This window comes from Mesorhizobium sp., from assembly GCF_024509055.1.
GTDB lineage: Bacteria > Pseudomonadota > Alphaproteobacteria > Rhizobiales > Rhizobiaceae > Mesorhizobium.
In genome coordinates this window covers 1-12,796 of the sequence record NZ_JANINM010000474.1, presented here as the reverse complement: position 1 = coordinate 12,796, position 12,796 = coordinate 1, and the positions used below count along the sequence as shown (strand labels likewise).

The 12,796-nt window shown below is 63.9% G+C and carries 10 protein-coding genes and 1 pseudogene; 4 read left to right on the top strand and 7 right to left on the bottom strand.

Going from position 1 to position 12,796, the window contains the following annotated elements:
* A pseudogene (locus Q0L57_RS27490) lies at window positions 1-241 on the top strand (glutamine synthetase); the annotation flags it as partial.
* A gap of 121 nt (window positions 242-362) precedes the next feature.
* On the opposite strand, the gene Q0L57_RS27485 reads toward Q0L57_RS27490, so the two are convergent.
* Window positions 363-1,529 carry a P1 family peptidase gene (locus Q0L57_RS27485; RefSeq protein WP_296746219.1) on the bottom strand — a complete coding sequence of 389 codons (1,167 nt, stop codon included), beginning with the start codon at window positions 1,527-1,529 and terminating at the stop codon, window positions 363-365.
* A gap of 32 nt (window positions 1,530-1,561) precedes the next feature.
* Window positions 1,562-2,164, bottom strand: a complete 603-nt coding sequence (locus Q0L57_RS27480) for a TetR/AcrR family transcriptional regulator (RefSeq protein WP_296746218.1) — start codon at window positions 2,162-2,164, stop codon at window positions 1,562-1,564.
* Window positions 2,165-2,310: 146 nt separating this feature from the next.
* Here Q0L57_RS27480 and Q0L57_RS27475 point away from each other — a divergent pair, with 146 nt between their 5' ends.
* The gene (locus tag Q0L57_RS27475; protein WP_296746217.1) at window positions 2,311-3,735 is read left to right on the top strand and encodes an APC family permease; all 1,425 of its coding nucleotides are present in this window, start codon (window positions 2,311-2,313) and stop codon (window positions 3,733-3,735) included.
* A gap of 76 nt (window positions 3,736-3,811) precedes the next feature.
* Here the strand turns inward: Q0L57_RS27475 and glnA are convergent, their stop codons facing one another.
* On the bottom strand, window positions 3,812-5,221 hold the full coding sequence (gene glnA, locus Q0L57_RS27470; protein WP_296746216.1) for a type I glutamate--ammonia ligase: 1,410 nt from the start codon (window positions 5,219-5,221) through the stop codon (window positions 3,812-3,814).
* Window positions 5,222-5,283: 62 nt separating this feature from the next.
* Window positions 5,284-5,622 (bottom strand): P-II family nitrogen regulator, encoded by a 339-nt coding sequence (locus Q0L57_RS27465; protein WP_296746215.1) that lies wholly within the window; start codon window positions 5,620-5,622, stop codon window positions 5,284-5,286.
* A gap of 336 nt (window positions 5,623-5,958) precedes the next feature.
* Here Q0L57_RS27465 and Q0L57_RS27460 point away from each other — a divergent pair, with 336 nt between their 5' ends.
* Window positions 5,959-7,479: an NAD(P)H-hydrate dehydratase gene (locus Q0L57_RS27460; protein WP_296746214.1), complete on the top strand. Its 1,521-nt coding sequence runs from the start codon at window positions 5,959-5,961 to the stop codon at window positions 7,477-7,479.
* Window positions 7,480-7,688: 209 nt separating this feature from the next.
* Here Q0L57_RS27460 and Q0L57_RS27455 read toward each other — a convergent pair whose 3' ends face one another.
* Both Q0L57_RS27455 and Q0L57_RS27450 read right to left on the bottom strand, forming a co-directional pair.
* A complete protein-coding gene (locus Q0L57_RS27455; protein ID WP_296746213.1) occupies window positions 7,689-8,759 on the bottom strand; it encodes a M48 family metallopeptidase in 1,071 nt (356 codons plus the stop codon).
* Between the two features lie 7 nt (window positions 8,760-8,766).
* Entirely contained in the window at window positions 8,767-10,299 is a 1,533-nt protein-coding gene (locus Q0L57_RS27450; RefSeq protein ID WP_296746212.1) for an acyl-CoA carboxylase subunit beta, read from the bottom strand.
* Window positions 10,300-10,698: 399 nt separating this feature from the next.
* Between Q0L57_RS27450 and Q0L57_RS27445 the strand changes: the two genes are divergently transcribed.
* Window positions 10,699-12,117: a DEAD/DEAH box helicase gene (locus tag Q0L57_RS27445; RefSeq protein WP_296746211.1), complete on the top strand. Its 1,419-nt coding sequence runs from the start codon at window positions 10,699-10,701 to the stop codon at window positions 12,115-12,117.
* Window positions 12,118-12,190: 73 nt separating this feature from the next.
* Here the strand turns inward: Q0L57_RS27445 and Q0L57_RS27440 are convergent.
* On the bottom strand, window positions 12,191-12,796 hold a 606-nt coding region (locus tag Q0L57_RS27440; RefSeq protein WP_296746210.1), incomplete at its 5' end, for an alpha/beta hydrolase.

Genomic DNA, 12,796 nt, shown 5'->3' with positions numbered 1-12,796 from the left:
GGACAACGACAAGCGCCTGACCGGCAAGCACGAGACCGCGCCGTGGAACAAGTTCAGCTACGGCGTCGCCGACCGCGGCGCCTCGATCCGCGTCCCGCATTCCTTCGTCAAGAACGACTATAAGGGCTATCTGGAAGATCGCCGCCCGAACTCGCAGGGCGACCCCTACCAGATCGCCTCGCAGGTCCTGAAGACGATCTCGCAGGTTGCGACCGACGCGAAGGTTTCAGCGGCGGCCTGATGCCTCGCGCGGCGCGGGCATCAGCCGGCGCTGTGGCGACCTTCCAACGATACAAAAAGCCCCAGCGGGAAACGCTGGGGCTTTTTTGCATGCCTGCGGGTGGTGGGCCGGACCGTAGCCCTCAGCCGGCGATCACACCACGCGACTTCAGAGCTGCCACGACCTCGGCATGCGGCAGGGCAGGCGTTCGGTTGCCGTCGCGGCCGACCATGTCGGTATTGGCGATCAGCGCATTGAGCACGGCCTCCTCGGTCGCCTGCACCACGGCGGTATAGAAATCGTCCATGCGGCCCCACGGCACAAAATCCATGTGGCTGTAGCTCTGCTCGGTCGGCGCGCCTTTCGGGAAGCGGCCGTTGAGCGCATCGCGGTTGGCGGTAGAGAAGGCGAGGAAGATGTCGCCGGAAAAATGCGAGCCGGCGGTGCCAGTGCGCGCCAGGCCGAGCGGCACGCGCCGGGCAAGCGCCTTGCATTGGCCCGGCAGCAGCGGCGCGTCGGTTGCGACGATGCCGATGCAGGAACCGGCGCCGGTCGGCCCGCCGCTGAAATAGGCCTCCATCGGATTGTCGGCGGCGAGTTCGACCCCAAGCGGCACCCCGGCAATGCTAAGTTCGCCGCGCGAACCGAAATTGGCCTGCAGGAAGACGCCGACCTTATAGGAGCGGTGGCCGTAGTCGACGATACGCGACGCGCTGCCGGAGCCGCCTTTGAAGGCATAGCAGTTCATGCCGGTGCCGCCGCCGACCGAGCCTTCCTCGATAGCGCCGCCGGCGGCATTGTCGATCGCTTCCATCGCGTGATCCACGGTGACATGCGAGCCGTTGATATCGTTGAGATAGCCGTCCCAGGTCTCGGCCACGACCGGCAGCAGCCACTGATTGGCGACTTCCGGCTTGTTGCGCGCGACCCAATCGATGACGCCGCGGTGGCAAGGGCCGACCGCATGGGTGTTGGTGATCAGGATCGGCATGCTCAGGCTGCCCGCTTCCTCCAGCCATGAAGCGCCAGTCATCTCGCCATTGCCGTTGAAGGAGTGATAGCCGGCCGCGCAGGAGATGCCGACGCCGTCGCGGCCGAGCGGCAGGATTGCCGTCACACCCGTACGCACCGGGCCGTGCCCGAGGCTGAGCTTGCCGTCGCCCTTGATGAGGGTCGCATAGCCAAGCAACACCCCGTCGACATCGGTGATGGCGTTGGCTGGGCCCGGGATGCCCGGCAGCGGAATGCCGAGGCTCCTGGCGCGCGCTTTGCCGGTCGGCGTGGTGGTCGAGGTCGGCAGTCGGTCCATGCTGCAATATGCTCCGTTTGATCAAGGCCGGCTCAGCCGAGGCTGCAGCCGGTTGCGAATTCCGCGTAATTGGTGAGGATTGCCAGCGCCGATGCGTGGTCGACAGCCGGCACGACGTTGACGAGATGCAGGCCGAGGCCGTCTTCCAGCACGACCAACCCACGCGCTATGATCTCGCTCGCCACGTTCAGCTTGAAGACGCCGGTGGCCGCACCCGCTTCGAGAATGCCGACATAGATTGCCACCTGGCGCTCGAAGAGCGTGATGTGGCGCGCGGCATAACTGGCATCAGAGCGCGAATAGGCACCGAGCTCGAGCAGTAGCCGGCAGAGCTGGTCGTCGGGGTCCGTCGGCAGCCCGCTCTCGAGCATCGTCTTCAACCGCTGGCGTGGATCGGCGATCGCCGCGACAACCGCCGCGCGCTGCGTGCAGAAGCGTTCGACCGCCTTTCCCTGCACGTCGTCCAGCAGCTCCTTGAGGCCCGGGTAGTAGTAGAGCAGGGCGCTCGAGCTCATCCCCGCCTCATTGGCGACGTCGCGCAACGTGACGCCCGCAAGACCGCGCTTGGCGATCATCGACTCCGCGGCCGCAACGAGTGTCAGGCGGCGGTCGGTCTGTGTCTTCGGTCTGCCCATTTCTGTTTCCTGAATTTGATTCAATAAAAACTGGCCTGTGGATTTTTGCAAGTCAGGATATCGCATATTTATTGACGCTGAGTGTCGATATGGCTAGCTTCCATTGCGGATAATAATTTTTATCCAATTAAAAAAAGGGGAGGACAATGTCCACAAACGAAGCCACAACAGCGGCCGCCGACAAGGCCGCTTCCGGCGCAAAGGGCCTCGACCGGGCACTGAATGCGCTGGGCACGCTGATGATCGTGCTTTCGGCGGTTACGCCTGCATCATCGGTTTTCATCATCGTGCCGGGCGTCATCGCGCTGGCTGGCACGGGCTCATTCCTGAGCTTTGTCATCGCGGCCGTCATCGGTCTGTTCATGGCCTTTGTTTATGCCGAACTGTCGTCGGCCTATCCGATGGCCGGTGGCGAATACACCATGATCGGCCGCACGCTCGGCCGCTTCTGGGGCTTCGTCACGCTGGTGCTGGTGTTCGTCTCGATCGTGCTGATCGTCGCCGTCATCGCGCTCGGCGTCGGCACCTATCTCGGCGTCATCATCCCCAATCTCAGCCCGCAATGGGTCGGCGTGGTGACCATCATATTGGCTGGCGCCGTCGCGGCGCTGCGCATCAAGGTCAATGCCTTCGTCACCGGCATTTTCCTCGGCATCGAGATGCTGGCGCTGCTGATCCTGACCGGTCTCGGCTTCGCCCATGTCGAGCGGCCGCTGTCGAGCCTGTTCACATCGCCGCAACTGCTCGACACCACGACCAACGCGCTGGTGCCGGCATCAGCCGCCATCATCCTGGCGTCCACCGCCGTCTCGCTCTTTGCCTATAACGGCTATGGGGCGGCAGCTTATTTCGGCGAGGAAACGCATGACGCCAAGCGCAACATCGGCAAGGTGGTGCTCTGGGCGCTCGTGATCACCGTTGCGGCCGAACTCATTCCGCTCACCGCCGTGCTGCTCGGCTCGCCCGATCTCGTCGGGCTGCTCGCCGCACCGCAAAAGATCGAATATTTCCTCGAGGCGCGCGGCGGCCATTGGCTGACGGTGGCGATCAGCATGGCGATCGCTGTGGCCATTTTCAACGCCGTCATTGCCATCATCCTGCAGGCAGCCCGGCTACTCTTCAGCTCCGGCCGTGACAAGACCTGGTTCGGCCCCATCAACAACGCGGTAGCGTCCGTCCATGGCACCTATGCCTCCCCATGGATCGCAACCATCGTGGTGGTCGTTTTGTCGGCGATTGCCTGCTTCATCGACCTCAACCTGCTGCTGGTGGTCAGCGGTACGTCGCTGGTGGTGATCTATGCGCTGCTCTGCGTGGCGGTCTTCGCCGGTCGGCGCAACGGCTCGACTTCGGGCGGGCACTACCGCATGCCGCTGTTCCCGGTGCCGGCGATCCTCGCCTTCGTGGCGCTGGTCTACGTCGCCTACCAGAACTGGCTCGACGCCTCGTTCGGGCGCCCGAGCCTGATCGCGACGTTGGCGATCATGGCCGTCGCCGCGGTCTACTACCTGCTGTTCCTGGCCCGACGCGCCGACTGGACGCTGCACGGCCCCGACGAGCTTGCGGGATAGGCGTCAGCCCTCCGACAGCCTGTCCATGCGAGAACCCCGGCTTTCGCCGGGGTTCTTTTTTCGAAAATGCCGTCGCTCAGACTGAGTAGTACATGTCGTACTCGACCGGGTGCGGCGTCATTTCGAAGCGCATCACCTCGGCCATCTTCAGCTCGATGTAGGAGTCGATCTGGTCGTCGTCGAAGACGCCGCCGGCCTTCAGGAAGCCGCGATCCTTGTCGAGGCTCTGCAGGGCTTCACGAAGCGAACCGCAGACGGTCGGGATCTTCTTCAGCTCCTTCGGCGGCAGGTCGTAGAGATCCTTGTCCATCGGCTGTCCGGGGTGGATCTTGTTCTTGATGCCATCGAGGCCGGCCATCAGCATGGCGGCGAAGCCGAGATAGGGGTTCGCGCCCGGATCGGGGAAGCGGACCTCGACGCGCTTCGACTTCGGCGAGTTGCCGAACGGGATGCGGCAGGAGGCCGAGCGGTTGCGCGCCGAGTAGGCGAGCAGAACCGGCGCCTCATAGCCCGGCACCAGACGCTTGTAGGAGTTGGTCAGCGGGTTTGTGAAGGCGTTGATCGCCTTGGCGTGCTTGATGATGCCGCCGATGTAGAACAGGCAGCTTTCCGACAGGCCGGCATATTCGTTGCCGGCGAAGGTCGGCTTGCCGCCCTTCCAGATCGACTGGTGCACATGCATGCCCGAGCCATTGTCGCCGAAAATCGGCTTCGGCATGAAGGTCGCCGTCTTGCCGTAGGCGTTGGCGACCTGATGCACAACATACTTGTAGATCAGCATCTTGTCGGCGTTGCGCACCAGCGTGTCGAACTTGATGCCGAGTTCGTGCTGGGCGGCGGCGACCTCATGGTGATGCTTCTCGACGCGCACGCCCATCTCGGCAAGCACGGTCAGCATTTCCGAGCGCATGTCCTGGGCGGAATCGATCGGCGGCACCGGGAAATAGCCGCCCTTGATGCGTGGACGGTGGCCGAGGTTGCCCGTCTCGTAGTCGGTGTCGTCGTTGGACGGCAGCTCGGTCGAGTCCAGACGGAAGCCGGTGTTGTAGGGATCGGCCTTGTACTTGACGTCGTCGAACACGAAGAACTCGGCTTCCGGGCCGACATAGATGGTGTCGCCGATGCCTTCCGACTTCATGTAGGCTTCGGCCTTCTTGGCGGTGCCGCGCGGGTCGCGGTTGTATGCCTCGCCCGACACCGGATCGAGGATGTCGCACAGGATGACCATGGTCGACTGGGCGAAGAACGGGTCCATGTGCACGGTATCGGTATCCGGCATCAGCACCATGTCGGACTCGTTGATCGCCTTCCAGCCGGCGATGGACGAGCCATCGAACATGACGCCATCGGCGAACATGTCTTCCTCGACCTCGACGACATCCATCGTCACATGCTGCAGCTTGCCGCGTGGATCGGTGAAGCGCAGGTCGACGAACTTCACGTCGTTGTCCTTGATCTGCTTCATGATGTCTTTGGCTGTCGTCATGTCATATCTTCCCTGTGTGATGACGTGTCTTGAGGAGGAGGAGAGAGTTGGAAATCTGAACGTCAGATAGCGTCGAGGCCGGTTTCGCCGGTACGGATGCGCACGACTTCCTCGATGTTGGAGACGAAGATCTTGCCGTCGCCGATGCGCCCCGTTTGTGCAGCCTTGCGGATCGCTTCGATCGCGCCCTCGACGGCATCGTCCCCGAGCACCACCTCGATCTTCACCTTGGGTAGGAAGTCGACGACATATTCGGCGCCACGGTAGAGCTCGGTATGGCCCTTCTGGCGCCCGAAACCCTTGGCCTCGGTGACGGTGATGCCTTGCAGTCCGGCCTCCTGAAGCGCTTCCTTCACTTCGTCCAGCTTGAATGGCTTGATGATCGCTTCGATCTTTTTCATGTAGAAAGTGGCCTCCACTGCCAGAAAGACGGGTTGTGCGCCCCGCTTGCGCCTCCATCAAGCACGAACCGTGCCAGTTCCCGCAGACAGAGGCGGCGCCAGGCGAATTCGGCGCCGTGCCGCGTCCGGATGCACAATCGCGTCATTTGCTGCACCGGATGCGTCATTGGCGCTTAAAGCCTATACATCGCCGCTCGGGTAGTCTGCGCAAAATTTGGGCAGGTCGCGCAATTTGCAGGCAATCCCCTCGGATGTCGCCGCTGCCGGCGGCGCTGTTGCTGTTTGCCTAGAACCGAAAACTGGACAATGCTTGATCGGAACAGGATCGGCAATCCCATGAGCAACGAACTTCTCTCGCCGGCCGAAATGGCCGAGGCCGACCGGCTGGCGATCGCGGCCGGACCGCTCGACGGCTATGGGCTGATGCAGCGCGCCGGCGAAGCGGTGGCTGCCGTGGTGCTGGCGCGCTGTCCAGCCGCGAAGCAGGTCCACGTGCTGTGCGGCCCCGGCAACAATGGCGGTGACGGCTATGTCGTGGCGCGGCTTCTGGCCGAGGCTGGTGTCGACGTTGCAATGTGGGTGTCGGGGGAGCCGCGTGCGGATAGCGACGCCGCGCTCGCGGCGGCTGAATGTGCCGTGGACCGGCAATCGCTATCGGCCTTCGCGGCGGACCCTGGATCGTTGGTGGTGGACGCGCTCTACGGGGCAGGGTTGTCGAAGCCGCTGTCAGGCGATGCAGCCAGGGCAGTCGAGACTGTGACCGATCTCGACCTGCCCGTGGTCGCGGTCGACTTGCCCTCCGGCGTTTCCGGGGAGAGCGGCGACATTCTGGGCACGGCATTTCGCGCGACCGTCACCGTGACCTTCGCGCGAAAGAAGCCGGGGCACCTGCTTTTGCCGGGACGCGAGCGATGTGGCGAGGTCGTCCTTGCGGACATCGGCATTGGCGACGGCATCATCGATCAGGTCGCGCCGCGCACCTTCGAGAACGGGCCGTCACTATGGCAAGGCCAACTCCCGTTGCCCGCCGTCGACACGCATAAATACCGGCGCGGCCATGCGAGCGTCTTTTCCGGCGGGCCATCGGCCACGGGCGCCGCGCGGCTGTCGGCGCTTGCGGCCGCCAGAAGCGGGGCAGGGGCGGTGACGGTGCTGTCGCCGGCGAACGGCATGCAGGTAAACGCGACCCACCTGACGTCGATCATGCTGAGCAAGGCTGACACGCTTGCCGACCTCGGCGAGTTCCTCGGCGATCGTCGCCCTTCATCCTTCGTGCTCGGTCCAGGTTTTGGCGTCGGCGAGAAAGCACGCGACTTTGCCCTGGCATTGCTGGACGTGAGAAAGGGCGAAGCCAGTATTGAGGGCGTGGTGCTCGACGCCGACGGCATCACCTCGTTTCGCGACGCGCCCGAGTCACTGTTCGAGGCGGCTCGACAGCCTGGCGCGCCATCTCTGGTGATGACGCCGCATGAGGGAGAGTTTGGACGGCTGTTCCCGGACATTGCAGGCGACAAGACCATTTCCAAACTGGCCAGGGCACGCGCGGCCGCGCGGCGCGCCAATGCCGTGATCGTCTACAAAGGCGCCGACAGCGTCATCGCATCGCCGGATGGCCGCGCCGCTATCAACAGCAATGGCGCGCCCTGGCTCGCCACAGCGGGCTCGGGTGACGTGCTGTCGGGCATCACCGCCGGATTGTTGGCGCAAGGCATGCCGGCCTTCGAAGCCGCCTGCGCGGCAGTCTGGATCCACGCTGAGGCCGGCAGCCGGTTCGGCCCGGGACTAATTGCCGAAGATCTGCCGCAGGCCATCGTGCCGGTGCTTCGCGAACTCATGGAGGGATGGGGACGCTCCTAGGCGAATTGCGGCGGCCACTTTCCACCATCGCCGCCATCGCATCGCGCGGCCGTTCCTCGCTGATGGCGCGCGTCTTCCACCCTGCCGGACGAGCCCGCGAACGTGGTCCGTCATGAAAGCGCCAGCCTTCGGGACGGCTCAATCAGTCGCACAATGTCGCGATGATTAGTCATTGGAAATCTCGACCCGACGACCAGCCCGAGCAAGTTTTACCGATCCAAGTGGTCAGAGACCCTCGATGTCCATTCACCGTCGAAATGACGGATGCGCTCCGCTATCGTGTCGTCGCGAAGCAACTTTGACAGGGCGGTTTCTCGAACCGGCTCTATCGTCGGAGGAGAGTTGTACCCCAGCGCGGCCAGACGCTCCGGCCACGGTGGATGGTCCGACGCTTCGTCGTCGGGCTCATGCCATGCTTTTTGAACAAATGTCCCCAGCACCCCAGCGTCGGTCAGGTCGAGGGCGGCTTTCAGCGTTCGAGCAAGTGGCGGCTCTGGCGCTGTCATCGAGCCAAGCAGCTCACGCCTGAGCGGATCGTCGACCCGCTCCTTGAAAAGCATGCTGGCCGCGCCGACCAAGAGCAATGCCCGAGCGGCGCCAAGGGCATCTCCGGTTTGGGCCGCGTGTCGGTCGGCTTCAATCTCGGCGCGCCGCGACAGCCTGTTCTCCTCACGCTCAAGCGTTTTGGAAAGCGGGCTGAGCATCCAATAAAAGACGGTGCCCGACACAGTTCTGCCGGGCGGCGCGTAGTCGAAGATCATCTCGAAACAACTGTCGAACTCAGCCATGTTGAGGCCGCCATTCGTGTCCTTGTTCCTGAGATGCGCATCCTCGTGTGCAAGGATGGCAGCGAGCGCAGGCTCGTCGGTGACTGCGAGCAGCGGGATGCCGATGGTCAGGGTGTACCAGCGGCCGAGGAGGCCGAGGAACGGTCGCTCCTCACCGATGCTGGCATTGAGATCGGGGCTCAGGACAATCTTCGTACGCGATGCACGGCACCTGCCGGCAAGATCCTCCCACATCTGCCAAAGGCGCGGCACCGATTGTCTTGAGACGCCTTCGATCTTGCGACGCCGAAAACCTGCAAAGACCATCCCGATAAGCAAGACGAGTGACAGCATCGCAGCCGGTATGGCAACGGCGCCTCCGGCGATGATGACAAGCGGATGCGTGTCAAGGAAGTAAAGCCAGACGCCAAGCGGCACCAGGAGCGGCAGGACAAAGAGAAGGATGGCAAACCTGCCGAAGCGCTGCCCTGCGAAAAGAACCAGCCGCGACACGACCGCCTCACAGCGGGATGTTGTCGTGCTTCTTCCAGGGGTTCTGCATGTCCTTGTTGCGCAGCATGCGCAGCGCCCGCGCCACACGGCGGCGGGTCGAGTGCGGCATGATCACCTCGTCGACATAGCCCCGTTCTGCCGCCACGAAGGGCGACAGGAAGCGATCTTCGTATGCCTTGGTATGGGCGGCGATCTTTTCCGCATCGCCGATATCCTTGCGGTAGATGATCTCGACCGCGCCTCTGGCGCCCATCACCGCGATCTGCGCCGTCGGCCAGGCATAGTTCATGTCGCCGCGCAGATGCTTAGACGCCATCACGTCATAGGCGCCGCCATAGGCCTTGCGCGTGATCACGGTGATCTTCGGCACTGTCGCCTCGGCATAGGCGAACAAAAGCTTGGCGCCGTGTTTGATCAGCCCGCCATATTCCTGCGCGGTGCCGGGCAGGAAGCCGGGAACGTCGACGAAGGTGACGATCGGGATCGAGAAACAGTCGCAGAAGCGCACGAAGCGCGCCGCCTTGCGGCTGGCGTCGGAGTCCAGCACGCCCGCCAGCACCATCGGCTGGTTGGCGACGAACCCTACAGTGCGGCCTTCGACACGGCCGAAGCCGGTCACGATGTTCTTGGCAAAGCTCTGCTGGATCTCGAAGAAGTCGCCCTCGTCGGCGACCTTCAGGATGAGTTCCTTGATGTCGTACGGCTTGTTGGCGTTGTCGGGGATCAGCCGGTCGAGCGACAGGTCGTGGTCGGTCACCGACTGGTAGCACTCGATCTCCGGAATCTCGGCGGTGTTTGACGCCGGCAAGAGGTCGACGAGCCGGCGCATCTGCAAAAGTGCTTCCACATCGTTATCGTAGGCGCCGTCGGCGATCGAGGACTTGGTCGTGTGCACCGAAGCGCCGCCCAGGCTCTCGGCTGTCACCGTCTCGTTGGTCACCGTCTTCACAACGTCCGGCCCGGTGACGAACATGTAGGAGGTGTCGCGCACCATGAAGATGAAATCCGTCATGGCTGGAGAATAGACGTCGCCACCAGCGCAAGGGCCCATGATCAGCGAGATCTGCGGGATGACGCCAGAGGCGAGCACGTTGCGCTGGAAAATCTCGGCATAGCCACCGAGTGCCGCCACGCCTTCCTGGATGCGCGCGCCGCCGGCATCGTAGAGGCCGATGATCGGCGCGCGGTTGCGCAACGCCATCTCCTGCACCTTGACCACCTTCTCGGCGTGCGCCTCCGAGAGCGAACCGCCGAACACCGTGAAATCCTTGGCGAAAAGGTAGACCGGCCGGCCGTTGACCGTGCCCCAGCCGGTGACGACGCCATCGCCGGCGATCTTGGTCTTCTCCATGCCGAAGTCGGTCGAGCGATGCTCGACATACATGTCGAACTCCTCGAACGACCCTTCGTCGAGAAACACCTCGATGCGCTCGCGGGCGGTGAGCTTGCCCTTCTTGTGCTGGGCGTCGATGCGATCCTGGCCGCCGCCCATGCGGGCGGCCTCGCGGCGGCGCTCGAGTTCCTTCAGCACGTCCTTCATCGCCGGGTCCCCAAAACGGAAAGGTCGTTTGTGGTAATCGCGCGGGCAGGGGAGCGCAAGCGCCGCAATCGTCCCGTTGTTGCTGCGCTGCAACATGAGCCCCTTGCATTTCGAGCCGGACTCGGCCATATGCAGCGGCATAGGCGCTTGGGCCGGAACGTTTCGGCCCTCTCGACGAATGAGACTGGTTGCGTCTGTTTTCCCTCTTTGCGGTTGATCGAACCGGTCGACAAGCAAAGCTGGCGAAAGAGCCCCGGGGCATGATGCCCGCGGGCACGACAGCGCAGCCGAGCGGGCTTTCTGTCCGCCGCCTTGTCGTTTCCTGACAATTTTTCGACGGCAGGTTGCGCCCTGCCGCCATCGATGTTTGCGGCCGCGGCCGCCTGAAAGAAGATTATTTTGACCAACGAAACCACAGCGGAACTTACGGGTTTCGCAGCACTTGGAATTACCGGCGCGCTGCTCAAGGCCACCCAGGCCGCGGGCTTTGCCGATCCGAAGCCGATCCAGACCCAGGCGATCCCGCCGCAGCTCGAGGGCCGCGACATATTGGGCATCGCCCAGACCGGTTCGGGCAAAACCGCGGCCTTCGCGCTGCCGATCCTGTCGAAGATCATCGGGCTCGGCACCAAACGCCGCCCGAAGACGACGCGCGCCCTCATCCTGGCGCCGACCCGTGAACTCGCTGTCCAGATCGAGGATACGATCAAGCTGCTGGCCAAGGGCGCCCACATCTCGACCGCGCTCGTACTCGGCGGCGTTTCGCGCTTCAGCCAGGTGAAGAAGATCGGCCCCGGCGTCGATATCCTGATCGCCACGCCCGGCCGGCTGACCGACCTGGTGCGCGAGGGCGACCTTATCCTGGCCGACACCAAATGGCTGGTGCTCGACGAGGGCGACCGCATGCTCGACATGGGCTTCATCAACGACGTCAAGCGCATCGCCAAGGCGACCGCGCCGGACCGCCAGACGGCGCTATTTTCGGCCACCATGCCGGATGAGATCGCCGAACTCGCCAAGGGCCTGTTGAAGAACCCTGTCCGCATCGAGGTCGCCCCGCAGAGCACCGCGGCCGCTGAAATCGTTCAGAGCGTGGTGCTTGCCCGCACCAAGCAGAAGCGCCAAGTGCTGTCGAAGATGCTGGCCGACGAGGGGATGCGCTCCGTCATCGTGTTCTCGCGCACCAAGCATGGCGCCGACCGCGTCACCAAGGACCTTGCCCGCGACGGCTTCGAGGCCGCCGTCATCCACGGCAACAAGTCGCAGAATGCGCGCCAGAAGGCGCTCAACGATTTCCGCGACGGTTCGGTCCGCATCCTGGTCGCGACCGATATCGCCGCGCGCGGCATCGATGTGCCCGGCATCAGCCATGTCGTGAACTTCGACCTGCCGGACGAGGCGGAGAGCTATGTCCACCGCATCGGCCGCACCGGCCGCAACGGCAGGGATGGCATCGCGATCACGCTTTGCGACCCCTCGGAGAATGCCAAGCTGAGGCAGGTCGAGCGCATCATTCGCATGAAGCTGCCGGTCATTGCCGACCACCTCGGCAGCCCTGATCCGCAGCGCGACCCGAAGGAAAAGACCGAGCGCCATTTCGAGCCGGCCAACGATCGCGAGCACCATGGCGGCCGCCGCGATGGTCGGCGCCCCGGCAACGGCAACAACGGCAAGAAGCGTTTCGGCGGCAAGCCTGCCGGCGAACACGCGGCAACCGGCAAGCCGAATGGCGAGCGTAACGGCGATGGCGCCAAGCGCTTCAGAGGCAACAACAAGCGCCGCTTCGGCGGCAAGCGGCCGGCAAACCGGGCGGCTTGAGCTAAGTCGCCTTTCTGGCCAAGCTGGCATCGGGACGAAATAGGCGGCCGGGGGTAATGCCCCGGCCGCCTTTTTATTGACTTGCCTGCTGCTCTGTCAGCGCCTTCACCCAGACAGCGATCCTTTGCGCCAGGAAGGCCGTGGTCGAAGGCGACAACGCGTCGCCGGCGATGACATGGTTGTCGGGGTCGCCCGTATTGTCGACCGGCACCAGTTCGTGCGGGCCGCCCCAGCGGCCGGCGATCTCGCGCGTGCGGTCGGGCCGCACCACCTTGTCGGAGTCCGAGAAGATGAACAGGGCGGGAATCGTCGCCTTCTCGACCGGCGCGTCGAAGGCAAGGTTGGTGAGCGCTGCCATCGGCAGTGTCGCCGCCATCGGATACTTCGTGGTCCAGAATTTTCCGTGCAGCGCGTTGTGTGGCGTGAAGCTGCGTTCCTTACCGCCGACAAGCTCAGCGATCTGCCGGCCCCACGGCATGGTGAGGACTTCGGCGCCGGCTGCCTTCACGCCGAAATTCGGCGAGATGAATGCGATTGCCTCGACCCCGTCGGAAGCGCCCGGCTGCGTCGCGGCCCAGGTCGCCAGCGAGCCACCGGTGGAGGTCGCGATCACGATCACCTTGTCGCCGATCGCCCGGCCGATGGCCAAAGCCTCCTCATAGTCGTTGATCCAGGCGTT

Excerpts from the sequence above, each read along its gene's own strand:
- Q0L57_RS27485 (WP_296746219.1), bottom strand. The coding sequence starts at position 1,529 with ATGGACCGACTGCCGACCTCGACCACCACGCCGACCGGCAAAGCGCGC.
- Q0L57_RS27480 (WP_296746218.1), bottom strand. The coding sequence starts at position 2,164 with ATGGGCAGACCGAAGACACAGACCGACCGCCGCCTGACACTCGTTGCG.
- Q0L57_RS27475 (WP_296746217.1), top strand. The coding sequence starts at position 2,311 with ATGTCCACAAACGAAGCCACAACAGCGGCCGCCGACAAGGCCGCTTCC.
- glnA (WP_296746216.1), bottom strand. The coding sequence starts at position 5,221 with ATGACGACAGCCAAAGACATCATGAAGCAGATCAAGGACAACGACGTG.
- Q0L57_RS27465 (WP_296746215.1), bottom strand. The coding sequence starts at position 5,622 with ATGAAAAAGATCGAAGCGATCATCAAGCCATTCAAGCTGGACGAAGTG.
- Q0L57_RS27460 (WP_296746214.1), top strand. The coding sequence starts at position 5,959 with ATGAGCAACGAACTTCTCTCGCCGGCCGAAATGGCCGAGGCCGACCGG.
- Q0L57_RS27450 (WP_296746212.1), bottom strand. The coding sequence starts at position 10,299 with ATGAAGGACGTGCTGAAGGAACTCGAGCGCCGCCGCGAGGCCGCCCGC.